At 72.1% G+C, this 24,953-nt stretch carries 23 protein-coding genes and 1 pseudogene; 13 read left to right on the top strand and 11 right to left on the bottom strand.

Annotated features, from left to right (window positions below; genetic code table 11):
* Positions 1–10: 10 nt before the first annotated feature.
* From ET445_RS16460 to ET445_RS16450, 3 genes are read right to left on the bottom strand one after another with little or no spacing between them, the layout of a single operon-like run.
* Positions 11–1,039 carry a glycosyltransferase family 2 protein gene (locus ET445_RS16460; RefSeq protein WP_129192233.1) on the bottom strand — a complete coding sequence of 343 codons (1,029 nt, stop codon included), beginning with the start codon at positions 1,037–1,039 and terminating at the stop codon, positions 11–13.
* Complete coding sequence (locus ET445_RS18345) at positions 1,036–1,590, bottom strand: acyltransferase (protein WP_129192232.1); 555 nt, start codon at positions 1,588–1,590, stop codon at positions 1,036–1,038. The genes ET445_RS16460 and ET445_RS18345 overlap by 4 nt, the downstream gene beginning before the upstream one ends.
* Positions 1,587–2,534 carry a glycosyltransferase family 2 protein gene (locus ET445_RS16450; protein ID WP_129192231.1) on the bottom strand — a complete coding sequence of 316 codons (948 nt, stop codon included), beginning with the start codon at positions 2,532–2,534 and terminating at the stop codon, positions 1,587–1,589. Before ET445_RS16450 ends, ET445_RS18345 begins: the two co-directional genes overlap by 4 nt.
* A gap of 264 nt (positions 2,535–2,798) precedes the next feature.
* Between ET445_RS16450 and ET445_RS16445 the strand changes: the two genes are divergently transcribed.
* The 4 genes from ET445_RS16445 to ET445_RS16430 are packed head-to-tail and all read left to right on the top strand — an operon-like array spanning position 2,799 to position 8,226.
* Positions 2,799–3,746: a YveK family protein gene (locus ET445_RS16445; protein ID WP_129192230.1), complete on the top strand. Its 948-nt coding sequence runs from the start codon at positions 2,799–2,801 to the stop codon at positions 3,744–3,746.
* Between the two features lie 6 nt (positions 3,747–3,752).
* Positions 3,753–5,582: an O-antigen ligase family protein gene (locus tag ET445_RS16440; protein WP_129192229.1), complete on the top strand. Its 1,830-nt coding sequence runs from the start codon at positions 3,753–3,755 to the stop codon at positions 5,580–5,582.
* Positions 5,579–6,472 carry a glycosyltransferase gene (locus tag ET445_RS17375; protein WP_165314434.1) on the top strand — a complete coding sequence of 298 codons (894 nt, stop codon included), beginning with the start codon at positions 5,579–5,581 and terminating at the stop codon, positions 6,470–6,472. Before ET445_RS16440 ends, ET445_RS17375 begins: the two co-directional genes overlap by 4 nt.
* Positions 6,469–8,226: a lipopolysaccharide biosynthesis protein gene (locus ET445_RS16430; RefSeq protein ID WP_129192227.1), complete on the top strand. Its 1,758-nt coding sequence runs from the start codon at positions 6,469–6,471 to the stop codon at positions 8,224–8,226. The genes ET445_RS17375 and ET445_RS16430 overlap by 4 nt, the downstream gene beginning before the upstream one ends.
* Before the next feature lie 100 nt (positions 8,227–8,326).
* Here ET445_RS16430 and ET445_RS16425 read toward each other — a convergent pair whose 3' ends face one another.
* The 7 genes from ET445_RS16425 to ET445_RS18175 all read right to left on the bottom strand — a co-directional run bounded on the left by ET445_RS16425 (position 8,327) and on the right by ET445_RS18175 (position 14,845).
* Complete coding sequence (locus tag ET445_RS16425; protein WP_129192226.1) at positions 8,327–9,643, bottom strand: hypothetical protein; 1,317 nt, start codon at positions 9,641–9,643, stop codon at positions 8,327–8,329.
* Complete coding sequence (locus tag ET445_RS16420; RefSeq protein WP_129192225.1) at positions 9,640–10,623, bottom strand: glycosyltransferase; 984 nt, start codon at positions 10,621–10,623, stop codon at positions 9,640–9,642. Before ET445_RS16420 ends, ET445_RS16425 begins: the two co-directional genes overlap by 4 nt.
* Before the next feature lie 54 nt (positions 10,624–10,677).
* The gene (locus ET445_RS16415) at positions 10,678–11,868 is read right to left on the bottom strand and encodes a glycosyltransferase (RefSeq protein WP_129192224.1); all 1,191 of its coding nucleotides are present in this window, start codon (positions 11,866–11,868) and stop codon (positions 10,678–10,680) included.
* A complete protein-coding gene (locus tag ET445_RS16410; protein WP_129192223.1) occupies positions 11,865–12,422 on the bottom strand; it encodes an acyltransferase in 558 nt (185 codons plus the stop codon). The genes ET445_RS16415 and ET445_RS16410 overlap by 4 nt, the downstream gene beginning before the upstream one ends.
* Entirely contained in the window at positions 12,419–13,603 is a 1,185-nt protein-coding gene (locus ET445_RS16405) for a glycosyltransferase (RefSeq protein WP_129192222.1), read from the bottom strand. The genes ET445_RS16410 and ET445_RS16405 overlap by 4 nt, the downstream gene beginning before the upstream one ends.
* 199 nt (positions 13,604–13,802) lie before the next feature.
* A complete protein-coding gene (locus tag ET445_RS17370) occupies positions 13,803–14,189 on the bottom strand; it encodes an alpha/beta hydrolase family protein (protein WP_243695431.1) in 387 nt (128 codons plus the stop codon).
* The gene (locus tag ET445_RS18175) at positions 14,138–14,845 is read right to left on the bottom strand and encodes an alpha/beta hydrolase family protein (protein WP_243695246.1); all 708 of its coding nucleotides are present in this window, start codon (positions 14,843–14,845) and stop codon (positions 14,138–14,140) included. The genes ET445_RS17370 and ET445_RS18175 overlap by 52 nt, the downstream gene beginning before the upstream one ends.
* Positions 14,846–15,026: 181 nt before the next feature.
* Here ET445_RS18175 and ET445_RS16395 point away from each other — a divergent pair, with 181 nt between their 5' ends.
* The 5 genes from ET445_RS16395 to ET445_RS16375 all read left to right on the top strand — a co-directional run bounded on the left by ET445_RS16395 (position 15,027) and on the right by ET445_RS16375 (position 18,156).
* On the top strand, positions 15,027–16,061 hold the full coding sequence (locus tag ET445_RS16395) for a TadA family conjugal transfer-associated ATPase (protein ID WP_243695245.1): 1,035 nt from the start codon (positions 15,027–15,029) through the stop codon (positions 16,059–16,061).
* On the top strand, positions 16,058–17,155 hold the full coding sequence (locus ET445_RS16390; protein WP_129192219.1) for a type II secretion system F family protein: 1,098 nt from the start codon (positions 16,058–16,060) through the stop codon (positions 17,153–17,155). The genes ET445_RS16395 and ET445_RS16390 overlap by 4 nt, the downstream gene beginning before the upstream one ends.
* 62 nt (positions 17,156–17,217) lie before the next feature.
* Positions 17,218–17,469, top strand: a complete 252-nt coding sequence (locus ET445_RS16385) for a DUF4244 domain-containing protein (RefSeq protein WP_129192218.1) — start codon at positions 17,218–17,220, stop codon at positions 17,467–17,469.
* Positions 17,450–17,797 carry a TadE family type IV pilus minor pilin gene (locus ET445_RS16380; protein ID WP_129192217.1) on the top strand — a complete coding sequence of 116 codons (348 nt, stop codon included), beginning with the start codon at positions 17,450–17,452 and terminating at the stop codon, positions 17,795–17,797. The genes ET445_RS16385 and ET445_RS16380 overlap by 20 nt, the downstream gene beginning before the upstream one ends.
* Positions 17,794–18,156 carry an Rv3654c family TadE-like protein gene (locus tag ET445_RS16375; RefSeq protein ID WP_243695244.1) on the top strand — a complete coding sequence of 121 codons (363 nt, stop codon included), beginning with the start codon at positions 17,794–17,796 and terminating at the stop codon, positions 18,154–18,156. The genes ET445_RS16380 and ET445_RS16375 overlap by 4 nt, the downstream gene beginning before the upstream one ends.
* Before the next feature lie 30 nt (positions 18,157–18,186).
* Here the strand turns inward: ET445_RS16375 and ET445_RS16370 are convergent, their stop codons facing one another.
* On the bottom strand, positions 18,187–18,423 hold the full coding sequence (locus tag ET445_RS16370; protein WP_129192216.1) for a hypothetical protein: 237 nt from the start codon (positions 18,421–18,423) through the stop codon (positions 18,187–18,189).
* 232 nt (positions 18,424–18,655) lie between these two features.
* On the opposite strand from ET445_RS16370, the gene topA reads away from it, so the two are divergent.
* The 4 genes and pseudogenes from topA (at position 18,656) to ET445_RS16355 (ending at position 24,935) form a co-directional block, all read left to right on the top strand.
* The gene (gene topA / locus ET445_RS16365) at positions 18,656–21,502 is read left to right on the top strand and encodes a type I DNA topoisomerase (protein WP_129192215.1); all 2,847 of its coding nucleotides are present in this window, start codon (positions 18,656–18,658) and stop codon (positions 21,500–21,502) included.
* Entirely contained in the window at positions 21,499–22,119 is a 621-nt protein-coding gene (gene tmk, locus ET445_RS18170) for a dTMP kinase (protein ID WP_243695243.1), read from the top strand. Before topA ends, tmk begins: the two co-directional genes overlap by 4 nt.
* A 100-nt stretch (positions 22,120–22,219) precedes the next feature.
* A pseudogene (locus tag ET445_RS16360) lies at positions 22,220–23,400 on the top strand (DNA polymerase III subunit delta').
* Positions 23,397–24,935, top strand: coding sequence for an alpha/beta hydrolase (locus ET445_RS16355; protein ID WP_129192214.1), 1,539 nt, complete (start codon positions 23,397–23,399; stop codon positions 24,933–24,935). The pseudogene ET445_RS16360 and the gene ET445_RS16355 overlap by 4 nt, the downstream one beginning before the upstream one ends.
* The last annotated feature ends 18 nt before the right edge of the window (positions 24,936–24,953 follow it).

The following is a 24,953-nucleotide window of genomic DNA, read 5'->3' as shown; positions in this document are numbered from 1 at the left end:
ACAGCCGGACTCAGTGGGGATTCTTGCCGAAATCCTCAGTTTTCGCGAGGGTCGAGGCGGAGCGCTCCGAGGCGGGGAAGAGCGCCGCCTTCGCCGACGGATAGCCGTCGCGCCATTCGCGGCGCCGACTCCAGACGACCCGCCACGTGCCGGGCCTCCGGCCGCGGACCGTCTCGAGCAGGGCTCGCGTGTACGCACCCGCCTCGAGCAGGAAGACGCCCGCGCGGGCCCGCGCGGGCGGCCACGTCGTCCGCAGGACGGTCGCCTTCCCGGCCATGACCATGCTCATCTTGCGCCCGTTCGACGTGCCTTCGGCCGCCGTCGACCCGCCTACGGCGTGCACGATCACGGCATCCGGCACGATGACGGGGCGAAGCCCAGCGGCTCGCGCTCGCGCCGAGAACTCGGCGTCCTCGCCGTAGAGGAAGAACCGCTCGTCCATGCCGCCGAGCGCGTCCCAGTCTGCCCGCGAGACGAGGAGGAGACATCCCGTGATGATCGGCACCTCGCGCACCGAATCGCGCTCCCACCGCCCGAGCGACTCGGGGTCGAAGACGCGCGAGCGCTTGAACGCCGTCGTGAGCCCGAGCGCGAACGACGTGAGCGACCAGAGCGTCATCTCGCCCCAGCACGAGCTCGGGTCGGTCGATCCGTCGGGTCGGAGCGTGCGGCCGCCGTAGAGCCGGTGCTCGGGATGCGCCCGCGCGAACGCGAGGAGCGCGTCGATCGCCCCGTCGAGGATGACGGTGTCGGGGTTCAGGAGCAGCACGCGCGGGGCGACGGATGCTTCGACGCCGACGTTGACCCCGGCGGCGAAGCCGAGGTTCTCGCCCGCCTCGATCACGCGGATGCCCGGGTGGGTGCGCCGGAGCATCCCGACACTGTCGTCGCGCGAGCCGTTGTCGACGACGACGACGTCGAGCGCGGCCGCCGTCGTCGCGAGAAGCGTCGTCACGCACTCGGTGGTCTCCTCGGCGGTGTTGTAGTTCACGATGACGACGGACAGGTCGGGTCGGGTCGCGGGTCGGGCTTCGCTCATGAGGCGGGCTCACCGCCCTTCGTTCCGCGCTGCCCGATGACCCGCGCGGGCACGCCGCCGACGATGGCGCCCGCCGGGACATCCTTCGTCACGACGGCTCCCGCCGCGACGACCGCGCCGTCGCCGATCGTGACGCCCGCGAGGACGACCGTGTTGGCGCCGAGCCACACGTCGTCGCCGATGACGATGTCTTCCTCGATCTTGGGCTGATCCATGACGGGCGTCCCGGGCTCGGTGCCGTAGTTCGACGCCGTGATCGTCACGTTCGGCGCGAGCAGGCACTTCTCGCCGAAGACGATCCGCCCCGTCGAGTTGCCGGCCCAGATGACGCTGTGTTCGCCGATGTGCGAGCCCGCGCCGATCGTGATGCGCTCGGCGTTCCGGAACGACACGTTCGGGGCGAACGACACGTTCGCGCCGCGGTTCAGCCTGCGCACCTGCTGCACGTGCGAGTACGACGCGAAGTGCAGCAGGCGGAACGCATGCGCGTATGTGCGCGGGTCGAGGAGCGACCGGGCGAGGCCGCCGAGCTTGCCGTCGGTGCCGCTCATCCCGTCTCCGTTCCGTCGATCGCGATGGGCGTCGGCACGGGGTCGGGCGGGTGCTCGTCGCGGAAGACCGGACCGTCGAGCGGCAGCCCGCGCGCTTCGCGGTAGCCCGTGAGGATGCCTCTGAGGTACGCCGCCTGCCCGCGGCGGTACCGCGCATCGGTCACCCGCCGCGCGAGGCGGCGGAGCGCCCGGCGCACGACGCGGCGGCGGAGCGCGCGGCCTGCGGCCGGGTTCTCGCGCAGCCACTTCGCGATCATCGCGCCGATCCCGCGGCCGTAGTTCTCGTTCAGGACGACGTAGTCGGCGTCGTCGCGCGTGTACACGTGCGTGACGATCGACGCGCCGACCTTCGCGACGAGGCCGCCCGACGCGAGGACGCGGCACAGGGCGTCGAGGTCCTCCGCGCCGCCGAAGCGGCGTCCGGCGCCGAGCACGGGGTCGAACCCGCCGAGCGAGGCGAACGCGTCGGTGCGGAACGCCATGAGCGCGCCGTGCCCCGCGTCGAGCCCGTCGAGCACGTCGGTGAGCAGAATCGGCGGCGCGGGCGCCGGGAGCGGGTCGTGCGTGTCGTGGAGCCTGCCCGTGGCCGCGTGGACCGTGTCGTCGTCGAACGCGGCGACGAGGGGCGCGAGATAGCCGGGTTCGGTGCGGCAGTCGTCGTCGGTGAAGACGATGAGGCCGCCGGATGCCTCGCGCAGCGCGATGTTCCTCGCGATCGAGAGGCCGGGCCGTTCGGCGCGGACATACCGCGCGTCGGCCTCCCGTGCGACGGCGCGGGTCTCGTCGGTCGTGGAGGCGGAGTCCACGACGAGGAGTTCGACGGAGCCGGAGTGCTCGCGGATGGCGGCGAGCGCGGAGCGGAGCAGTTCGGGTCGGTTGCGCGTGCAGACGGCGATCGTGACCGTTCCGCCGTCGCGCGGTGCCGGTCGGCTCGTCCTCGGCATGCACACCTCCACGGCTCACACGGTCTCGGTCGGCAGGCGCGCCCGCCTTGCGTCCAGGGTGGCCTGTGAGGAAGTTTCACACAACTGCAACACTCCGGTGGCAGAGTGTGCAGACTCCGGTGGCAGAGTGTGACAGGGGGATGATCGGCGCAACAGCACCCTGAATGGGGGGCCACGTTGCGCGAGGACCGCAGGTATCGTTGATTATTCCTCAGGTAGTTGGTGCGGCACAGCATGTTCAATCGGTGGTGAGAAGGGGCATTCATGGCTTCCACGGAACAACCGACATATGTACGACGACTGCTCAGGCAGAAGATCCTCCTGATCTGCGGAGCGGTCATCGCGCTCGTCGCCGGTCTCTCGGCGGGCTTCGGCATCGTGAACGGCAAGATCGAGCCGCGCGCGGTCAAGACCTATCAGGCCACCACGAACGTCCTGCTGACGTCGCCGGAGCCCTCGTACTACCAGGTCGAGATCCCCGGCGAGCCGCAGGCGATCCCGCAGCCCGACCCGGTGACCGGGCAGGTTCCGGCCGACCAGTTCATCATCCCCGAGCCCGTGCCCGTCGATCTCGACAACAGCGCGCTCGTGCTCTCCTACCTCGCGTCCTCCGACGAGATCGTCGACGCCGTGGCGTCCCGGGTCGGCGGACTCGCCGACGGCGAGACCATCACGGCGACCCGCCGCTCGACCCCGCCGGCCGGCGACGAGCGCTTCGCGGGCCGACTCATCCTGCCGGTCATCGAGATCGCAGCGACGGCGCAGTCCGCAGACCGAGCCGAACGGCTCGCCGACGAGGCCACAGGCGTCTTCATGAACACGGTCGTCGCCAGGCAGGACGAGGCGGCGATCCCGCCGGACATCCGGCTCGTGCTCCAGGAACTCAACAAGGCGAAGGCCGATGAGGGCGTCGGGTCGAACCCCGCGATCCCCGTCGTGGTCGTCGCGTTCGGCGTCTTCCTCCTCTTCGTCGCCCTCGCCCTCCTCGTCGAGTCGATCCGCGAGCGCCGTCAGGCCCGCGACGGCGGCGACGGCGACCGGCCGCGCGGCGGCCGGGGCGGCGGAGGTCGCGGCCGCCGGGCATGGGACGGCGAGAGCACGGAAGACCGGCTCCGACCGTACGACGACTTCGACACCGACGAGGAGATCAGTCGCGGCGACCTCGAAGACCCCTTCGAGGTGTCCGAGCCCGACGCGACCCCCGTCCGCTGAGCCGAGATGTCCGACGCGACGAACCCGCCCTATTCGTCGTACTCGTCCGACGACGAGGACGAGTCGCCGTGGGGCGCGCCGGCGGGCGATGAGCGCGACGAGTCGCCCTGGGCGCACCGGGCGAGCGACGAGGAGCGCGATCCGAACGAGTCTCCGTGGGGACTCGCGACGATCGGCGCGCTCGTTGCGACCGGCATCAGCGTCCTCGGGGTCGTCTTCCTCGATCCGCTCGTGTTCGGCGGTGTCCTCATCGCCGTCGCGGGCCTCTACGTCTTCCACCGCGTGGTGCTCAGCTGGACGGCCATGCTGTTCGTCCTCGTGGGCGTCGTCCTGTTCATCCCGATCCGCCGCTACGCATTGCCGATCCCGGTCGGGTTCGCGCTCGAGCCCTACCGGGTGGTGATCGCGGGGCTCCTGGTCGCGCTCATCCTCGCGTTCTTCCTGCGCGACACGCGAGAGCGCAAGCCCGTCGTCTGGGGATGGCCGATCGCGATCTTCCTGTGGACGATGCTCGCGTCGCTCCTCTTCAACGTCACTCCGCTCGTCGAGAGCGGACTGTTCGGCCCCGGGTTCGGCAACCTCTTCCAGCTCTCGTTCCTCTTGTCGGTCGTGTTCGTCACACGGCAGCTGCTGTCGACCGAGCGCATCACGATGATCGTGCTCAACGTCATCGTGCTGGGCGGCGCGTTCATCGGATTCTTCGCCTTCCTCGAGCGGTTCACGCGCGAGAACATCTTCCTGCTGCTCGGCAACTTCCTGCCGCTGCAGCTCTTGCGCGACGACGCCGAGTCGTTGCGGGCGGGCGGCAACCGGGCGTTCGGCTCGGCGCAGCATCCGATCGCGCTCGCCGTGCTGTTCTGCATGATCATCCCGCTCGCGGTGTACCTCATGAAGTACAGCCCGTGGCCGCGATTCGAGCAGACCCGGCGCATCCTCTACATCGGCGCCATCGGCATCATGCTCGTCGGCATGCTCGCGGCCGTGTCGCGCACGGGCGTCGTCACACTCGGCGCGATGTTCCTCTTCGTCCTCGTCATGAGACCGAAGCTCGGCGGCATCCTCGCGGCGATCGGCGCGCCCATCGCGCTCGTCGTCGGACTCGTGCTGCCCCAGTTGTTCGAGTCGATGGTGCTCTCCCTCCTCGACATCGACAGCCTCGTGGCGTCGCAGTACGCGAGCGTCGGCATGGCGGGGCAGGGGCGTCTGGCCGATCTGCCCGGAGCGTTCGACGAGTTCAGCCAGGCTCCGCTCGCGGGTACCGGACTCGGCAGCCGGATCGTCGTCGGCGAGAACGCGAACGCGCAGATCCTCGACAATCAGTGGCTCGGCACGCTCCTCGAGACGGGCGTGGTCGGCATCATCGGGCTCATCGCACTCCTCGTGTGGCCGATCATCACGATGGTGCGGTTCATGTTCCGCTCCGATGTCGACCCCAAGTGGACCAACCTCGTGTTCGCGATCGCGACGGCGAGCGTCGGGTACACGGCGGCGATGTTCTTCTACGACGCATTCGCGTTCATGCAGACCCTCCTGCTGCTCGCCATCCTCTACGCGATCGCGGCGTGGGCGATGACCGGCGCCGGCGCTCCGCCCGAGATCGTCCCGACGAGGCGCGGCCGACGGCGTCGTCGGCGGCGGGCCGCGGAGCGGCGGGCGGCGTTCCTCGCGTCGCGGAGGGGCCCGAAGGCGGGCGCGGAGGACTCCGCGAAGGCGGGCGTCGCGAGCGCGAGCGGCTCGGGCGACGCCGGCGGTGCGAACGGCCCGGATGCCTCGTCGCCGTCGCCGACCGACGCGGTCTCCCCGAAGGCGATGGGCGCCGAAGGGAGCCCGGCGTGAGCGACGCGTTCACGGTCGTCGTCCCCGCCCACGACGAGGAGGCGCTCATCGACGCAGCGCTCCGGAACCTCCTCGACGGCGACGGCGACGGGGCGCGGGTCGTCGTCGTCGCGAACGGGTGCAGCGATGCGACGGCCGCGAAGGCGCGCGGCCACGGGGAGCGGGTCGAGGTGATCGAGCTGGATGTCCCGTCGAAGATCGCCGCCCTCAACGCGGGCCTCGCGAGGGCGGAGTGCTTCCCGGTCGTGTTCGTCGACGCCGACGTCACGGTGTCGGGTCGCACGCTCGACGAGCTCGTCGCGCGCGTCGAGGCCGATCCAGGCGTGCTCGCCGCAGCGCCGGCACTGTCGGTGCGGCCGTCGCCGTCGTGGTGGGTGCGCCAGTACTACCGGGTGTGGGCGCTCACCGACTACCGCGCCGACGCCCACGTCGGATCGGGCGTGTACCTGCTGACGCGCGGCGGCGCAGACCGCCTCGGCTCCTTCCCCGACCTCATCGCCGACGACCTCTATGTCCGCCAGCTCTTCGCCCCCGCCGAGCGGCTCGCCGCGGCCGACCTGCGGTTCGAGGTCGACGCGCCACGGAGCATCCGCTCGCTCGTCGCGCGCAACGCGCGCATCGCGGCCGGGAACCGGCAGCTGGCCATGCGGTATCCCGACCTCGCGGCGGCACCGGCCGCGCGGGGCGCGCGGTCGCTCGCGGGGCGCGTGTGGAGGCATCCGTCGCTCTGGCCCGGGTTCGCCGTCTACACGGCCGTCTACCTCGCCGCGCATCGGCGAGCCGAGCGGATGCTCGCGAGCGCGAGCGCGAACGCGAGCGCGAGCGCCCACGCCGAGACCGCCGCGATCGCGTGGAACCGCGACGAGACGACGAGACGGGCGGGCGCATGAGCCAGGCGCAGAACCTCGCGCAGCGGGCGACGCGCGGCGTCGTCTACACGATGGGCGGACTGTGGGGTCGGGCGCTCCTGCAGACGATCTCGACCGTCGTGCTCGCCCGGCTCCTCACGCCCGCGGACTTCGGCCTCATCGCGATGGTGGGCGCCGTGATGGGCGTCGCCGAGCTCGTGCGCGACTTCGGCATGACGGGCGCGATCATCCAGGCGCAGAACCTCTCGGATCAGGTGTGGAAGAGCCTCCTGTGGCTCTCGGCGGGCATCGGCGCCGTCCTCGGCGTCATCATCGCCCTGTGCGCGCCGCTCATCTCGCTCCTCTACAACGAGCCGCGACTCGCGGGCGTCACGATCCTGATGGCGCCGGGCGTGTTCCTCTCGAGCCTCGTCATGCCGTTGCAGGCGAAGGCGACGAAAGAGCTGCGCTTCGGCATGCTCGCGACCCTCGACATCTCGACCATGGCGGTCGGCGTCGTCGCGGGCATCGTGACGGCGCTCGCCGGGTGGGGGTTCTGGGCGCTCGTCGCGATGGCGGGTGCGCAGTTCTTCCTGCGGCTCATCGCGCTGTGGGCGATCGTGCGGCCGAAGTGGGGGCCGCCGAAGATCGTGCGCGAGGCGTGGAGCCTGCTCGGCACAGGCGGCAGCATCTTCGGCGCCGAGCTCCTCGGCTATGCCGAGAAGAACCTCGACAACGTCATCATCGGCGCCCAGCTCGGCCCCGCCGCCCTCGGCCAGTACTCGCGCGCGTACGCGCTGTTCCTCCTGCCGCTGCAGCAGATGAACGGGCCGCTCGGCCGCGTCGCCCTGCCCGTGCTGTCGACGCTTCGCGCCGAACCCGACCGGTATCGCCGGTACATCCGGACCGCCGCGCTCGCGATCGGCTACCTGACCCTGCCCACCTACGCGGTCGCCGCGGGTGTCGCGGGCCCGCTCGTGCTGCTGCTGCTCGGTCCGAACTGGTCGACGGCCGCGACGCTCTTCGCCCTGCTCTGCATCGCGGGCTTCGGGCAGGCGATCGGCCGGCTCCGCACGTGGGTGTACATCTCGCTCGGCCACTCGCACCGGCAGTTCGTGTACGACCTGTTCGCGCGCCCCCTCGTCATCGCGGGCTACTTCTTCGGCATCTGGTGGGGCGGGCTCGAGGGACTCGTCATCACGTACGGCACGCTGACGCTCCTCCTGCTCGTGCCGGGGTTCGCTTGGGCGATCAAGGGCACCTTCGTGCGCGGCTCGGACATCGCCGCCCCGCTCGTGCGCCCCGCGATCATGGCGCTCATCGCGTTCGGGGCGTCCTACGGCATGTCGCACCTCCTCGTGCCGACGCTCGCGATCTTCGACATCCTCATCGGCGCGGGCTTCGCGCTGCTCTTCATCGCGCCGCTCTTCCTGATCCCCGGCTACCGGGCCGACCTCCGCGCGCTGTGGTCGTTCGTCGAGCGGCTCCGCGGGAGCAAGCGCGGTGCGCGGGGGAGGGCGGCCAGGCGGCGGATGTCTCGGCCGCGGCCTCGTCGACGGGTGCTTCGACGGATGCCTCGGGGCGGGCGACCGTCGACGGCGTCGGCCTCCCCGCCGGCGACCTCGTCGACGTCGAGAACCCCGAGCCCATCCGCGACCCGTCCCGCGGCGGCCTCCCGCTCACGACCCCGTTCGAGCCCGAGACGTTCTCCGAAGCCGCGGCCGACGAACCCGTCGTCCGCGAAGAGGAAGGCTACCTCGACCGCGAGCAGCGCTGACGCCGCGCCCCCGCGGTAGGCCCCGGTACACTCAACGGTGGGTTCTGCACGGAACGGTGGAGCAGACCTCGCCGCAGCCTGCAGAACCCACCGCAGAGCTCACGACTCCTTCTCCGCGCTCACCACTTCCACAGCGCGGCGAGCGTCGCAGGCTCGTAGTCGGGCACGGCCTGCATGCCCATGATCTGGCCGGCGCCCCACCCGGCGACGCTCCCGTCGACGCTCCACCTGCCCGACGCCGGCTGCTGCGAGCCCTGAGGCGAGTAGCTCAAGCGCGTGTTCTGCACGTCGGTGAACCCCATGCGGCCCACCGCGCCCGCGACGACCGAGTCGTACAGGCGCACATCGAGGCATCCGCCCGCGAACGCGTTGGGGTCGCCCGCGTAGTCGCCCGGCTGGAGCGGGAAGACCTGCCACGGCAGCTGGCCCGCGAGGATGAGGCAGTGCCGGTACTCGGCGTACACGAGCCGCGTGTGGAGGAGCTCGGCGGCGTTCGACGAGCCGTAGTCGACGCAGTCGACGCTCGTGAACGGCCCGAACATGAGCTCGCTCGTGCCCTCGATCTGCACGGTGTCGCAGTGCGACCCGCTCGCCTCGGACTTCACCGACGGGCCGTAGACGCACCCGTACCGCGCGATGCCCGACATCTCGTACGTCTCGGTCGGCCGCACGCCCGCGGTGTCGTCGTCGTTGCGGCGGAAGCCGAGGATGACCTCGTAGAACGCGATGTTGCGGCCGCCGCGCGTGACGTTCGCCGACGCGAACCGGCCCCAGCCGATCTGGAGCTCGAGGCAGCGGGTGATCGCGAGTCCGCCCTCGGAGACGAAGCCGAAGAGCGAGATGCGCGCGCACTGGTCGAGCCGGATCCCGGCGCGGTCGATCACGACCGTGCCGTAGCCCTTCTCGGGGCAGATGAGCACATTGCGGGTCCACGCGGGGTTGCCGACGCTGCCGAGCGCGACGGTCGACGACGACTTGTCGCCGCCGCCCGGCAGGGTGCCGGGGCGCACGCGGATCACGACGCCCGCGGCGACCTCCTCGGGCTCGAGGCTCTGCAGGGCGCGGGCGATGACGATCCAGTCCGCGTCGACGACGTAATCGTGCTCGAACTTCTCGCCGGGCCAGGCAACCTCGACGGGGAAGTGCGTGCCGTTCGGCCCGTACGACGTCGCGAGCACGGGGCGCACGCTCGTGCCGGGGCGCCCCACGGGAGAGCCCGTCGCGGGCGCCGCGACGGTCGGCTCGGCGGTCGGCTCGGCCGGCGGCGCGCTGTGCGTCGGCAGCGGATTGCCGGTCGGACCCGCATACGGCTCGTCGGGGTTGCGCGGCGGCCACGGCGACCAGAGCGGAACCGTCGTCACGACCGCCGTCGCCGCTGCCCCGACCGCGACCGTCGCCGCGATCCCGAGGATCTCCCGACGAGTCAGCTCTGTCAATGCACTCCCGCGGGGTCGTGTAGCTCGAATGGCGGCGGCGTCGTCGTCCCGACCGAACGGCCGGCTGCCGTCTCGAGGTCGATGTATGCAAGTCTATCGACCGCTCTGAGGGTGGCAAGGCCCCGACGCTCGAGCTCGCGGGCGATCTGCACCTGGTGGTCGTCGACGTGCTCGCCGTGCGCGGCCTCGCGAGGGACGAGGATCGGATGCTTGCCCGCGCGCAGCGCGGTGAGCGCCGATCCGACGCCCGCGTGCGAGATCACGACGTCGGCATGCTCGATCGCGTGCGCCAGGTCGTCGTGGGGCAGGCTCGCGACGCCGTCGATGCCGAGCCGCGAGACATCCGCATCGCCCGTCTGCCACAGCACCTCGTCGAAGTCCGCGACGAGCGGCTTCACCGCCAGCAGCATCCGCTCGAACGGATACCCCTCCTGCGTGCCGACCGTGACGACGGCCGTGCGCGGCGTGCGCGCGGCCTGCGGCCGTCCGAACGGCTCGAACTCGTCGAAGATCGACCCGCGGAACCGCCACCGCCCGTCGGCCCACGACGGGTACTGCGTGAACGTCCGGATCGGGCGGATCCGGGCAAGGAGCTTGCCCGTCAGCGATGGCCCGTCCGCCCGGGCGGCGCTCTCGATGTAGTACGACGGGATGCCTCGCACCGCCGCCTGCGGGAGGAAGGCGACAGCCGGGCTCGACCCCGTGCTGATCGCCTCGGCGAATCGCCGCTCGCGGAACACGCCGGGAGAGTGCCAGAGCGCTTCGGAGAAGTGGCGGAGGTCGCGTGGCCCGATGAACGGCATGTGCAGCACGCGGCGGCCCGAGAGGATGGACCGGCTGAGCTGGTTGTCGAACGTCACCCAGAATTGCCGCTCGATCGGGATGCTCATGCGGTCGACGAACCCCGCGAGCTGTCGGAGGTGCCCGCCGCCCGAGCACACGAGCAGGATGTCGTCGGTCGCGGTTCCGCGTGCGGGCATCTGCGGGACTCCTCTGGGATCGGTCGCGGCGCGGGGCCGCGTGCGGGTTCGGGTTCAGGTGCGGAGGAGGGCGAGGATGCGCTCGTGCCGGGCGGACCACGCGTTCTCGTCGACGAAGGCGCGGCGTCGGGGTTCGGACTCGATCCCGAGCGCGAGCGCCGGGTCGACGAGATCGGCGAAGTCGGAGACCGAGTCGGCGACGAGCACGCGGTCGCCGAGGCCCCGCACCGGACGCAGGTCGGTCGCGAGGACGGCCCGGCCTGCGGCGAGGTACTCGTAGAGCTTCAGCGGGCTCATCGCCTCGGTGAGGGGCGTGCGGCGGTGCGCCAGGAGGGTGAGCTCGGCGTTGCGCAGGATCGCGGAGATCGCGCGGCGCTTGACGTCGCGGTGCACGTGGACGTTCGGGTGGGTTCGGAGCTCCGCGAGGTACGAGCGGTCGGGGCGCGGGCCGACGAGCACGATGTGGAGGTCGGGGCGGCTCGTCGCGAGGCGTGAGAGGCCCTCGGTGTCGAGCCGCGAGTCGAGGGTGCCGACGTAGACCGCGCGCGGGCCGGGGATCTTCGCGAACCACGACGGAGGCTCGGGCTGCGGGCCGAGCCACTCGTCGGGGTCGATGCCGTTCGGCACGACGGCGTGCGGGCCGGTCGGTGCGATGCGCTCGATGATCTCCTCGGAGACCGCGGCGACCGCGCGGCCGCTCGCGGCGATGCGCCGGTAGGCCTCTTCGTAGGCGGGCCAGTAGCGCTTGCGCGCGGGCGAACTCAGCCAGTCGTCGCGCCCGTAGTAGAGCGCCGGGCCGGCCCAGTCGAGCGCGCTGAAGCCGCCGACGAGGGGGTTCGCGGTGATGAAACGGGGGCGGACGAGCCCGGCCGTGTCGGCCGCGGCCCGCACCGCCGACTCGTACGCGCGGTAGGTCGCCTCGATCTCGGCGAGGTCGGTCGGGTCGGCCTTCTCGAGACGCTCGGGCGCGACGTGGCGGATCCGGTCGTCGACGGGCGCGTTGTTGCCGATGTCGAGGATGGCCCGCCCCCATCTCGTCCGCGACGACCGGAACGGGTCGGCGATGAGCAGCCGCCGCACGTCGGGGCTCGTCATGAGGCGGCTCACGAGCCGGTCGGGCGGGCGCATCATGCCGCGCTTGCTCGCGTCGGCGTACGACTCGTACGAAAACGTGAAGACGTAGTCCCCGGCGGCGCCCGCACTCGTCGGGGTCGGGTGGGTCGAAGGCGCCTCGGCCCGGCTCATGGCAGCTCCCTGAGGATTCGCGCGGGCGCGCCCGCGGCGACGGTGCGGTCGGGGATGTCGCTGCGCACGACGCTGCCCGCGCCGATGACCGCTCCGCGTCCGATCGTGACGCCCGGCAGCACGACGACGTTCTGCCCGAGCCACGCGCCCCGTTTGATGAGGACGGGCGCGACGCGGCCGAGCGGCTGGTCGCGGATGGGGAGGTCGGGATCGTCGAACCCGTGCGAGTGGTCGGAGATGTAGCAGCCGCGGGCGATCGCGACGGCCTCTTCGAGCTCGACGCGCGCGACGGCCGAGATCGAGGTCTGATTCATGCGCACGCGGTCGTGGAGGACGATGTTCGGCCCGGGCTCGCGCTGCTCGGGCACGATGAGCCACGACTGCGCTCCGATGAGCACCTTGTCGCCGACGCTCATGTGCTCGGTGCCCGAGAGCCGTGTCGGCAAGAGGATGCGCGAGCCCTTTCCGAAGTGCGCGAAGCCGGGTGCCGCGAGGCGCGTGAACAGGGCGTCGCGGGCGCGCTGCGCGCCGTTCAGGAGGTCGACCGGGTTCATGTCGTCGCCTCCGTTCGGGCGGCGGCCCGAGGCATCCGCTCGAATCTCGAAGCCTGCTCGGGCGGCTCTTCGCCAGCGAAGATCGCGCGCGTGAGGGCTGCGTAGCGCTCGACGTAGTCGAGGTGCTCGATGCCGTGCTCGGCGGCTGCGCGTGCCGCCTCGGCGAGGTCGTCGGCGGAGGGTCGCGGGGCGTCGAGGAAGCGGTCGATCGCGGCCACGAACGCGTCGACGTCGCCCTCGGGGACGAGCGCGGCGACGGCGCCTTCGAGGTAGTCGTCGATGCCGCCGACGTCGGTCGCGACGACCGGCACGCCTGCCGAGCGCGCCTCGATCGCGACCGTGCAGCCCGACACGTGCACGTTCGAAAGGAGCGGGATCGCGACGACGTCGGCCTCGGCGTATCGCGTCTCGACGATCTCCCGCTGGTGGAAGGAGCGGACCGTCGCGTTCGCGGGCCAGGAGAGCGCCCGCACCGCGTCTGCGAGCGAGAGGATCTCGAAGTCGAGTTGCGGGCGACGCGCGGCGGCTTCGACGAGGAGCGGCCAGTCGCGGTGGCGGTCGTTGCCGATGACGAGGACGCGAGGGCGGGCGGATGCCTCGGCGCCGGCGCCTGCGGCGGCGCTCGCGCGATCCATCCGCGCCGTCGCGAAGTGGGTGCCGAACGGCAGGAGCGCCGTGCGCCGGCCGGGAACCGCAGTCCGCGACCGCTCGAGGTTCAGTCGGCTGTGCACGACCTCGATCCACGCTTCGGGGAGGAGTCGCGACCACAGCGCGCGGCGCGCGGCCGGAAGGTCGGGCCAGTCGTCCCACAGCCAGATCGACTGCGCGAGGAGCGCCGCGCGGTAGGTGTTCGGACGGAGGCGCTTCAGGAGTGCGACGGCGAGGTGCTCGCGTTCGGTGTGGGTCCAGACGACGTCGGCGCCTGCGATGATCGCGCGGTTCCGCCAGACGTGGACGAGGTCGAAGCCGAGCGCCTTCCGCACGGCGGACCGCCAACGTCGCGCGAGGCCGCTCTCCGCGTGGTCGGTCGACCAGACGAGGTCGAACTCGTCGCCCGCGAGGTGGTACCCGTAGGGCGTCTCGTCGACGACCTCGCCGCGTTCGTGCCGCTCCCGCCAGCGGTCGGGGTTCAGTCCGTGGCGGAGGACCACCGCGACGCGTGGTGCTTGCGGAACGCTCACCCCGTTGTTCCCCTTCCACCGTCCGTCGAGCGGAATACGCCCGATGCCGATGTGGAGGGCCCACCTGCATGCAGTCCGTGCGATCGCTCCGGGTCTCGGCGTCGATGCGGTCTTCAGAGTGCGAGCCTATCGAGGAAGCTGAGGGACTGTCATGACCCCCGAAGGGGGAGTGACCGGTCGTCGGAAAGGTCGCCCTGCCTCACCCGAGTGCCGACATGGCGGCCCCGACGACGATGCCCGCGACCTCCTGCAGGTGCGGCTCGAGCCCATGATCGGCACCGTCGACGACGACCAGATCCGCCCGCGGGCCGGCGGCGTTCCACGCATCGACCGTGCGCTGCGACCACGAGACCGGGATGAGGTCGTCGGCCGAGCCGTGCACGATGACGAGCGGCGCGTGCGCCCGCCCGAAAAACGGCAGCGCAGACCCCGCCTCGAGCCCCTCGAGGTCTTCGGGCGAGAGGGTGGGCGCACCTGTGGCCTCCAGGAGGCCCGACTCCTCGAGCGCGAACGACAGGTCGACGGGCGCCGGGTTCAACGCGATGACGATGCCCGGGAGGTCGGGCTCGACGAGCGCGCCGTCGATCGCGAGGAGCCCGCCGAGCGAGTGCCCGACGAGGGCGATGCGCGACGGATCGGCCCCGGGAGCTGCCCGTCGGCGGCGAGCCGCATCGCGTTGGCGACGTCGAGCGCCATCCCCCAATCGAGCACCACGGGCCATCCGAAGCCCGGGTCGACCGTCAGGCTGTCGGCGACGTTCGCCGGGTCGGACGCGCCGAACCCGCGGAGGTCGACGGCAAGCACGAGGAAGCCGGCCGCCAGGAGCGCACGCTGCTCGCTCGGCCGGTCGTGCCCCGACTCGTACCTCTCGGGGTTGACCGCGCCGTGGATGACGATCGCGACGGGTGCCGGGCCGGAAAGCCCCGGAGGCGTCCGCAGCACGCCCGCGACCGTGATGCCGCCGCTCGGATAGGTCACCTGCTGGGCCTGCTCGCCCGCGAGCGGCTCGGCGGGCCCGGTGACGGTCAGCACCGGATGCTCGCGCTGCGCGCCGATGACCGACTCGAGGGTCGTCATCGCGGGAAGGGCGGTCGCGGTCGGGGTCGGAGCGGGGGTCGAGGTCTCGGTCGGAGCGGGCGGAGCGGCGGCCGCGCACCCCGAGAGGGCCGCGAGCGAGGCGATCGCAGCGGCCGCGGCGACGAGCACCGCGACGGTCGGGCGTCGCCTGGTCCGAGCGAACATGGATCGAGCGTACGGGCGCGCGGGCGCGCGACCTAGCCTTCATGGGGAATCGTCACATGTTGTTCTCGCGGGCGCTCGCGGGGCGCTGGGGACTCCTCCACAGGCGGCCGGGTCTCGGGGTTCGTCCACGGATGTCTCACGCGAGCGGATGCGTCGCGCTCCGCGCGCATACGTTTCGGGCATGTCCGCACCCTTCGTCGCCCGCCCGTCGTGGCTGCCGCCCGAGGTGCCGACGCCCTCGGGGCCGGTGCCGCACGTCGTCACGCTCGCAGGCGTGCAGCCCGAGGCATCCGGCGGCGCCGACGACGCGCTCGCCGTGCTCGGCCCGCTCGCGCCGTACGCCGCGCGCGGCGCCGTCACCGACCTCTTCGTCAACGGCTCGCGCGGACTCTGGATCGATCGCGGCGCGGGCGCCGAGCGCGTCGTCGACTGGGCCGCCGACGAGCCCGAGGTGCGCGCCCTCGCGACCCGGCTCGTCGCCGCGGGCGGTCGTCACCTCGACGAAGCGGCACCCGCCGTCGATGTGCGACTCGGCCGGGGCATCCGCGTGCACGCCGTCCTGCCGCCCATCGCGACGGGCGGCACGACCATCTCGGTGCGCGTGCCGCGCGCCGCCGGTCGCACGCTCGCCGACCTCGTGCCCTCGCCCGGGCACCTCGCGCGCTTGCGCGCCGCCGTCGCACGCCGCGAGAACGTGTTGATGACCGGGGCGGCGGGCAGCGGCAAGACGACCCTCCTCGCGGCACTGCTCGCCGAGGTCCCGGCGACCGAGCGCATCGTCGTCGTCGAAGACGTCGCCGAACTCTCGATCGACCACCCGCATGTCGTCGGACTCGAAGCGCGCCAGCCCAACCTCGAGGGGCGCGGGCACGTCGGCCTCGACGCGCTCGTGCGCGAGGCGCTCCGCATGCGACCCGATCGGATCGTCGTGGGGGAGTGCCGCGGGCCGGAGCTCCGCGAACTCCTCGGCGCCCTCAACACCGGGCACGACGGCGGTGCCGGCACCCTGCACGCGAACTCGCTCGACGACGTGCCCGCCCGACTCGAAGCGCTCGGCGCGGGCATCGGGCTCTCGGCCGAGGCCGTCGCAAGGCTCGCCGCGAGCGCGCTCGACCTCGTCGTGCACCTCGAACGGCGCGACGACGAGCGGGTGATCGCCGGCATCGGAGCCCTCCGACTCGACGGCGGGCGGCTCGTCGTGGAGACGGTCTCGTGACGGGCGGTGCGCACTCGCTCACGCGTCTTCCGGCGTGGGCGCGTCCGCGCCGCCGAGCGTCCGCGGCCGACGCGTGCGAGACGGCTGCGACGGTCGCCGAACGCCTCGCGGTGCTCCTCGGCGTCGGCGTCTCGCCCGCGCTCGCCTGGCGGCTCCTCGCCGACGCGCTCCGCGAAGAGCAGGCGACGGATGCCTCGGGCTCGCCGTCGACGGGAGCGACCGGCCGGGTCGCGGTCCCGGTCCTCGTCGCCGGGGCCGCGGCGCTCGCCGCGGAGGCCGGCGAGCCCGTCGACGAGGCGATCATCGGAACGCTCGCAGGCGAGGCGGAGATGAAGACTCGCACGACGCGCAGCACGCGCCGCTCGGACTCGGCCGAGACGGCGGCGACGTCGCGCGCGTGGCTCGCGCTCGCCGCGGCCTGGCGGGTCGCCGTCGAGGCGGGAGCTCCGCTCGGCCAGACGCTTCGCTCGATCGCCGACGCGCTGCGCGACGAGGCGCACCTCGCGCGCACGGTGTCGACGGCGCTTGCGGGGCCGCGCGCGAGCGCGCGCATGGTCGCGGCACTCCCGCTCGTCGCGGTCGGGTTCGGAGTGCTGCTCGGATTCGACACGCTCGGCGTGCTCACGGGCTCGCCCCTCGGCCTCGCGTGCGCCGGGGTCGGCGCTGCGCTGCTCGTCGCCGGCACCCGGTGGAACGCGTCGCTCGCGGCCACGGCGTCGCGCACGCCGACCTGGCCCGGGCTCGAATCCGAACTCCTCGCCGTCGCGATGACGGGAGGACTGCCGCTGGGCCGCGCCCGCGACCTCGTGCGCGCCGCGCTCGCGGGCAGCGTGCCCGAGGCATCCGGCCACCCCTCGGTCGACGCGACCGTCGCGCTCTCGACGCGTGCAGGCGCCCCCGTCGCGGAACTCCTGCGGGCCGACGCCGCGCGGCTCCGCCGCGACGCGCGCGCGAGCGGACTCCAGCGCGCCGAAACCCTCGCCGTGCGCCTTCTCCTTCCGCTCGGCGTGTGCGTGCTGCCCGCGTTCGTGCTCCTCGGCGTCGCGCCGCTCATGCTCTCCGTCGTCACGGGCACCCTCCTCGAGGCCCCGTGACGCCCCACCGACTCGTGCCGATCACCCAGGCCGCTCTGCGGCCACGACGAAAGGAACCGCCCATGCACGACCGAACCGCACCTGAAACCCGACTCGACGCACCCGAGGCATCCGCTCGGCCCCGCCCCGCTCGTGCGCTCGCGCGCCGCGTGCTCCGCCGTCTCGCGGGCGACCGCGGCGCCGCGACGGCCGAGTACGCCGTCGCGACGATGGCCGCCGTCGGCTTCGCCGGCCTCCTCGTCGTCATCCTGCGCGGCGACGAGGTGCGCCAGATCCTCACCGACCTCGTGCGGAATGCGCTCACCGTCGGGTGACCGCGAGCGCGGCAGCGCGACCGCCGAACTCGCGGTCGCGCTGCCCGCCGTCGCCCTCGTGCTCGCCGCGTGCCTCGGCGCCGTCCACGTCGTCGAGGGTCAAGTGCGATTGACGGATGCCTCGGCCGACGCCGCCCGCGCGCTCGCGCGCGGCGAATCCGCCGCGACGGCGCACGCGATCGCCGACCGAGTGGCCGGGCGGGCGACCTCGCTCGACGTCGCCGAAGACGGCGTGTTCGTGTGCGCGACGCTCAGGGCGTCGGGCGGCGGCCTGTTCGCCGGCCTCGTGCTCTCGGCGGAGTCGTGCGCGGTCGGAGGCGGGGCGTGAGACGGCTGCGACACCGGCTCGCCGACGACCGCGGCGCAGGCTCCGTGCTCGCACTCGCCGTCATCGGCGCGGTCGTCGCACTCGTCGTCGGCATCGTGCCCGTCCTCGCGATCCTCGTCGACACGCAGCGCGCTGCGAATGCTGCCGACGCCGCAGCGCTCGCCGCGGCCGACGCGACGTCGGGAGCGGTCGCGACCTCGGGCTCCGCGTGCGAACTCGCGGGGCGGGTCGCCCGCCGCGGCGGAGCCGAGGTCGTCTCGTGCGAGATCGACGGGCTCGAGGCATCCGTCGCCGTTCGCCTCACCGCCGCGCTCTTCCCCGTCACGGCGCGAGCGCGCGCCGGACCGCCGCCGCCGTGAGGCCGCTGCGGTGAAGTCGCCCGTCGCGCCTCAGTCGAAGACGGTCTCGATGAAGCGGTACTCCACGGCCGTCGGGCGGTCGGAGTCGGCACCGTCGAACTCGAGGCCGCCCGCGCGCGAGTAGACGTAGCGCTTGCCGCCGTCGGCGTTCAGTTCGATCCGCGCCTGAGGATCGCCCGAGTCGAGGAACGCGGTCGCGACGGTGCGACCTTCGAGCGGACCGTCGATGAGTTTTGCGGTGTACGACACCGCGGATGTCGTGTCCATGCCGCCATTCTCCTCCGCCGCCCGGCGACCGCAAGGGGGCCTTCCGCGTGTGACGGAAACCGGCCCGGGAGGGCGCGCCCGACATGTTCGCCCGTATCGAACGTCGGCGGTCTCACCGCCGGACTGTGTATGGTGTGGCTGTCGGTCACGCGTCGGAGCGTGCCGGCGAGCACACCGCTCGGGGGCGCGGCATCCAGTGCGTTCTCGCTTTCAAGTGGATTAAGAGGAGTCTGTGTCAGGCGCGAAGAAATTGGTCATCGTCGAGTCGCCGACCAAGATGAAGTCCATCGCCCAGTACCTGGGCGACGGATACGAGGTGCTGTCCTCGGTCGGTCACATCCGCGACCTCATCGAGCCGAAGAACCTCCCGGCCGAGCTCAAGAAGGGCTCGCTCGGCAAGTTCTCGGTCGACGTCGAGAACGGCTTCGAGCCGTACTACGTCGTGTCCGACTCGAAGAAGAAGACCGTCGCCGAGCTCAAGCGCGCGCTCAAGAACGCCGACGAACTCCTGCTCGCCACCGATGAAGACCGCGAAGGCGAAGCCATCGCATGGCACCTGCTCCAAGAGCTGAAGCCCAAGGTGCCCGTGCGGCGCATGGTCTTCCACGAGATCACGAAGGACGCGATCCTCGCCGCGAAAGACCACACGCGCGAGCTCGACACGTCGCTCGTCGACGCGCAGGAGACGCGGCGCATCCTCGACCGCCTCTACGGCTACGAGGTCTCGCCCGTCCTGTGGCGCAAGGTCGGCCCGGGCCTCTCGGCCGGCCGCGTGCAGTCGGCTGCGACCCGCCTCGTCGTCGACCGCGAGCGCGAGCGCCTCGCGTTCGTCGCCGCGGGCTATTGGGACCTCATCGGGCGGTTCACGACCGACGAGTCGGCCTTCGACGCCCGACTCGTGCGCCTCGCGGGCGAGCGCGTCGCGACCGGCCGCGACTTCGACGACCTCGGTCGGCTGACCGGCAAGGCCGTCGTCCTCGACGAGACGACCGCGACCGCGCTCGCCGCCGCGCTCCGCGACGACACCGTGGCGCGCCGCGTCTCGAAGGTCGAGTCGAAGCCCTACTCGCGCCGGCCGGCGGCTCCGTTCACGACGTCGACGCTCCAGCAGGAGGCCGCCCGCAAGCTCCGCCTCTCGGCGCGCGACACGATGCGCGTCGCCCAGTCGCTCTACGAGAACGGCTACATCACCTATATGCGCACCGACTCGGTGTCGCTCTCGGCGCAGGCCGTCAAGGCGGCGCGCGACCAGGCTGCGAAGCTCTACGGCGCCGACTCGATCCCCGACAAGCCCCGCGCCTACACGGGCAAGTCGAAGAACGCGCAAGAGGCGCACGAGGCGATCCGCCCGTCGGGCGAGGTGTTCCGCACGCCCGCCGAGCTCGAGAAGAGCCTCCGCGGCAGCGAGTTCAAGCTGTACGACCTCATCTGGAAGCGCACGGTCGCCTCGCAGATGGCCGACGCGAAGGGACAGACGGCGACCGTCACGCTCGAGGTCGGTCCGACGGCGCAGGATGCCTCCGCGCCCGAGGGCGCGACCGCGCCGATCGCGGGCACGATCGCCGAGTTCACGGCGAGCGGTACGGTCATCACCTTCCGTGGGTTCCTCGCGGCCTACGAGGAGAGCCGCGACGAGGACCGCGACGGCGACGCCGAGCCCGGCGAAGCGAAGCTCCCCGTGCTGAAGGAAGGCCAGGCCGTCGGCCTCGCCGACCTCGACGCGAAGGGCCACGAGACGAGCCCGCCGCCGCGCTACACCGAGGCGAGCCTCGTGAAGCGCCTCGAAGAGCTCGGCATCGGCCGCCCGTCGACGTTCGCGTCGATCATCTCGACGATCCTCGACCGCGGCTACGTCACGCGGCGGGGGCAGGCGCTCGTGCCGAGCTGGACGGCGTTCTCGGTCGTGCGGCTGCTCGAAGAGCACTTCGGCGACCTCGTCGAGTACGACTTCACGGCCGAGATGGAAGACGACCTCGACCGCATCGCGTCGGGCGAGGCCGACCGGGTCGACTGGCTCAACGAGTTCTACTTCGGCGGCGACAAGCACCGCGGCCTCCGCCAGGTCGTCGACAACCTCGGCGACATCGACGCGCGCGAGATCAACACGGTCGGCATCGCGCCGGGCATCGCGCTCCGCATCGGCAAGTACGGCCCGTACCTCGAGGTCGAAGACCCCGACGCCGGTCCCGACGACCAGCCCAAGCGCGTCAACCTGCCCGAAGACCTCGCTCCCGACGAGCTCACGCCCGCCAAGGCGCGCGAGCTCGCCGAAGCGCCCGTGCAGACCGACCGGGTGCTCGGGCTCAACCCGACCGACGGCAAGCAGGTCGTCGTGAAGGTCGGCCGCTTCGGCCCGTACGTGACCGAGGTCGAACCCGAAGAGGCCGAGCCCGAGGCATCCGGCGACGTCGTCGACCCGGCGACCGGCGAAGTCGTGGAAGCGCCCAAGCCGAAGCGCGCGCCCAAGAAGGCGGCCGCGCCCAAGCCTCGCACTGCGTCGCTCTTCAAGTCGATGCAGCCCGAAGAGGTCGACCTCCAGACCGCGCTGAAGCTCCTCGACCTGCCGCGCATCGTCGGTCTCGACCCCGAGTCGGGCGACGAGATCACGGCGCAGAACGGTCGATACGGCCCGTACCTCAAGAAGGGCACCGACACCCGCACGCTTCCGAGCGAGGACGCGATCTTCGAGATCGACCTCGACGGGGCGATCGAGCTCTACGCGCAGCCGAAGTACGGCAACCGCCGGGCGTCGAGCGCGCTCAAGGAGTTCGAGGCCGACCCCGTGAGCGGCAAGCCCATCAAGGTCAAGGACGGCCGATTCGGCCCGTACGTGACCGACGGCGAGACGAACGCGACGATTCCGCGCGGCGACTCGGTCGAAGAGCTCACCTTCGATCGTGCCGTCGAGCTGTTGCAGATCAAGCGCGACAAGGGCCCGGCGAAGCCGCGCGCGACGCGGGCGACGGCGGCGAAGAAGCCCGCGGCTGCGGCCAAGAAGCCGGCCGCGAAGAAGCCGGCGGCCGCGGCCAAGAAGCCCGCCACGACGCGCAAGGCCGCGCCGAAGAAGGGCGACGCGTGACCCGAGGGCTGTTCGTCACGCTCGAGGGCGGCGACGGCGTCGGCAAGACGACCCAGGCCGAGCTCCTGCGCGAGTGGCTCACGGGGCAGGGTCGCGAGGTCGTTCGCACCCGCGAGCCGGGCGGCAGCGATGTCGGGCTCGAGATCCGCGAGCTCGTGCTGCACCACCGCGGCGACATCTCGCCGCGAGCCGAGGCGCTGCTCTACGCCGCCGATCGCGCGCACCACGTCGCGACGGTCGTGCGGCCCGCACTCGAACGCGGTGCGGTCGTGATCCAAGACCGGTACCTCGACTCGTCGGTCGCGTACCAGGGCGCCGGGCGCGTACTCGACCCCGGCGAGGTGCGGCGGCTGTCGGAGTGGGCGACCGAGGGGCTGCTGCCAGACCTGACGATCCTGCTCGACCTCGACCCGGCGGCGGCCCGCGGGCGGCTCGACGCCGCACGCACGCGGTACGACCGGCTCGAGGCCGAGGCCGCCGAGTTCCACGGGCGCGTCCGCGAGGCGTACCTCGATCTCGCCGAGGCCGAGCCCGAGCGGTTCCTCGTCGTCGATGCGGCGCGGCCGGTCGATGAGCTCGCTCGGGACATCCGCTCCCGCATCGCGGCGCTCCTGTGACGCGACTCGCCCCAGCCGACGCAGCTGCGCGCGTGCGGGCGCTCGCGTGAGCGATCGCGCGGCCGCGTCGATGTCATCCGGCACGGGTACCGTTGACCGGGTGAGCGTGTGGAGCGAAATGACGGGGCAAGACACCGCGATCGCGCTGCTGCGCGACGCGGCGGTCGCGGCGAGCCTCGTCGGCGCTGACGGTTCTTCGCAGCGCATGACCCACTCGTGGCTCATCACGGGCCCTCCCGGCTCGGGGCGTTCGAATCTCGCGTACGCGTTCGCGACGGCGCTCATCTCGGGTCATCCCGACGGCGACGAGCCGACGCGCATCCAGGTCGACGCGCGCAGCCACCCCGACCTCGACGTGCTCGCGACCGAGGGCGTCATCATCAAGATCGCCGACATCCGCGACGTGGTGCGGCGCTCGCACTACTCGCCGAGCGTCGGCAAGTACCGCGTCATCATCGTCGAAGACGCCGACCGCATGGCCGAGCACGCGTCGAACGTGCTGCTCAAGGAGCTCGAAGAGCCGCCCGAGCGCACGGTCTGGGTGCTGTGCGCGCCGAGCGAGGCCGACTTGCTTCCGACGATCCGCTCGCGCGTGCGTTCGGTGCGCCTCCAGGTGCCGTCGATCGCGGATGTCGCAGCCCTCCTCGTGCGCCGCGACGGCGTCGATCCCGTGGTCGCCGAGCGCGCTGCGCGCGAAGCGCAGAGCCACATCGGCATGGCCAGGAGGCTCGCGACGAGCGACGAGGCCCGGTCGCGGCGCGACGAGACGTTGAAGCTCGCCCTCGAGGTGCGCTCGACGCCGTCGGCCGTGCGCACGGCCGCGCGCCTGCTCGAGATCGCGGGCGACGACGCCAAGGCGATCGCCGAACTCCGTGACGCCGAAGAGCGCGAGCACGCCCTTCGCTCGCTCGGGCTCGCACCCGGGCAGGCGATCCCCCGGCGCTCCGCGCCCAGATCAAGGCCCTCGAAGACGATCAGAAGCGCCGGGCGACGAGGAGCCTCCGCGACGGCATCGACCGCATCCTCGTCGACCTCGGCTCGCTCTACCGCGACGTGCTCGTCGTCCAACTCGGCGCCGACGTGCCGCTCGTGAACCGCGAGCTCGCGTCCGAGATCGACCGCGCCGCGACATCCGCCACACCCGCGCGAACGCTCGCGACGCTCGACGCCGTCCAGACCGCGCGCACGCGCATCGACGGCAACGTGCAGCCCGTGCTCGCGCTCGAGGCCATGCTCGTCTCGGCCATCCGCAGACCATCAGAGAGAAGCGAGGTCGCATGATCCGGCGCGCACGGGCGAGGGCGGCGTTCGCCGCGACGGCGGCGGTCGTGGCACTGCTCATGAGCGGCTGCGTGCCGTCGTGGTTCGGCGGCGGCGCCGGGCCGCACACGTCGACGCCGACGGGTGAAGAGGTGTCGGCCGAGCTCGAGCCGTTCTACGGGCAGGTGCTCACGTGGGAGCAGTGCGGCGACCGCATGGGGTGCACGACAGCCAAGGCGCCGCTCGACTGGAACGACCCGTCGGCCGGTGAGATCGAGCTCGCGCTCGTACGGCACGTCGCGTCGGGGGAGCGCCTCGGCTCGCTGCTCGTGAACCCCGGCGGGCCCGGCGGGTCAGGCTACGACTTCGTCAAGGACTCGCTCACGTACGCGGTAGGCCAGCCGCTCATCGACCACTTCGACGTCGTCGGATTCGACCCGCGCGGCGTCGGCCGATCGTCGGCCGTGGCCTGTTTCGACGCCCCCGAGATGGACGAGTACCTCTACGGCATCTCGCCCGAAGAACGCGGCTCCGACGCGTGGATCGCCGAGATGCGCGAGCGCCGCACGGAGTTCGGCGCGGCGTGCGCGGAGAACACGGGCGAACTCCTCGCCAACGTCGACACGAAGAGCGCGGCACGCGACCTCGACCTCCTGCGCGCCGTGCTCGGCGACGAGAAGCTCAACTACCTCGGCTACTCGTACGGCACGTTCCTCGGGGCGACCTACGCCGAACTCTTCCCCGAGAAGGTCGGCCGGCTCGTGCTCGACGGCGCGCTGGACCCCTCGAAGAGCGACACCGAGATCACGAAGGCGCAGGCGATCGGGTTCGAGGGCGCGCTCGAGGCGTACCTCGCCGACTGCATGACGGGCACGGATTGCCCGTTCGACGGGTCGGTCGACGACGCGATGGCCGAGATCTCCGACCTCATCGCCTCGGTCGACCGGAGCCCGCTGCGCGGCACCGACGGGCGCGAGGTGGGCGCCGACACCTTCATCACGGCGATCATCTACCCGCTGTACAGCCCCGAGCTGTGGACGTACCTCAACGACCTGTTCACGTCGGTGCAGTTCGGCGAGGCCGACTTCGCGCTCACCCTCGCCGACGCCTACAACGGCCGAAGCGCCGACGGCACGTATCTCGACAACTCGACCGAGGCGTTCAACGCCATCAACTGTCTCGACTACGAATACCAGGACGACGTGTCGGTCATGCGCGAGCGCGCCGCCGAGATCGCCGCCGCCGCGCCCGTCATCGGCCCGTACTTCGGGTTCGGCGACCTCGCGTGCATCGACTGGCCCGTGCCGAGCGAGGCCGTGCGGGCTCCCATCCACGCCGAAGGCGCCGCTCCCATCATCGTGATCGGCACGACCGGCGATCCCGCGACGCCGTACGAGTGGGCGGTCGCCCTCGCCGACCAGCTCGAGAGCGGCGTGCTCGTGAGCTACGACGGCGAAGGCCACACCGCCTACAACAAGTCGAACTCGTGCGTGAACGACGCAGTCGAGCGATACTTCGTCGACGGCGTGGTTCCCGAGGCCGACCCGAAGTGCTGACGTGGTCAAAGGCGCTTC

Origin of the sequence: Agromyces protaetiae (assembly GCF_004135405.1) — a bacterium.
GTDB classification, from domain to species: Bacteria; Actinomycetota; Actinomycetes; order Actinomycetales; family Microbacteriaceae; genus Agromyces; species Agromyces protaetiae.
Note: the sequence above shows the minus strand (reverse complement) of the source record. Positions and strands in the feature narration are given on the sequence as shown.

Bases quoted from the DNA above. Each gene is read 5' to 3' on its own strand.
- ET445_RS16460 (WP_129192233.1), bottom strand. From the start codon at position 1,039: ATGAGCGAAGCCCGACCCGCGACCCGACCCGACCTGTCCGTCGTCATC.
- ET445_RS16430 (WP_129192227.1), top strand. From the start codon at position 6,469: ATGAGCCAGGCGCAGAACCTCGCGCAGCGGGCGACGCGCGGCGTCGTC.
- ET445_RS16445 (WP_129192230.1), top strand. From the start codon at position 2,799: ATGGCTTCCACGGAACAACCGACATATGTACGACGACTGCTCAGGCAG.
- ET445_RS16385 (WP_129192218.1), top strand. From the start codon at position 17,218: ATGCACGACCGAACCGCACCTGAAACCCGACTCGACGCACCCGAGGCA.
- ET445_RS16420 (WP_129192225.1), bottom strand. From the start codon at position 10,623: ATGCCCGCACGCGGAACCGCGACCGACGACATCCTGCTCGTGTGCTCG.
- ET445_RS16395 (WP_243695245.1), top strand. From the start codon at position 15,027: ATGTCCGCACCCTTCGTCGCCCGCCCGTCGTGGCTGCCGCCCGAGGTG.
- ET445_RS16410 (WP_129192223.1), bottom strand. From the start codon at position 12,422: ATGAACCCGGTCGACCTCCTGAACGGCGCGCAGCGCGCCCGCGACGCC.
- ET445_RS18175 (WP_243695246.1), bottom strand. From the start codon at position 14,845: ATGTTCGCTCGGACCAGGCGACGCCCGACCGTCGCGGTGCTCGTCGCC.
- ET445_RS16450 (WP_129192231.1), bottom strand. From the start codon at position 2,534: ATGCCGAGGACGAGCCGACCGGCACCGCGCGACGGCGGAACGGTCACG.
- ET445_RS16440 (WP_129192229.1), top strand. From the start codon at position 3,753: ATGTCCGACGCGACGAACCCGCCCTATTCGTCGTACTCGTCCGACGAC.
- ET445_RS16370 (WP_129192216.1), bottom strand. From the start codon at position 18,423: ATGGACACGACATCCGCGGTGTCGTACACCGCAAAACTCATCGACGGT.
- ET445_RS18345 (WP_129192232.1), bottom strand. From the start codon at position 1,590: ATGAGCGGCACCGACGGCAAGCTCGGCGGCCTCGCCCGGTCGCTCCTC.
- ET445_RS16355 (WP_129192214.1), top strand. From the start codon at position 23,397: ATGATCCGGCGCGCACGGGCGAGGGCGGCGTTCGCCGCGACGGCGGCG.
- ET445_RS16380 (WP_129192217.1), top strand. From the start codon at position 17,450: ATGCGCTCACCGTCGGGTGACCGCGAGCGCGGCAGCGCGACCGCCGAA.
- ET445_RS16415 (WP_129192224.1), bottom strand. From the start codon at position 11,868: ATGAGCCGGGCCGAGGCGCCTTCGACCCACCCGACCCCGACGAGTGCG.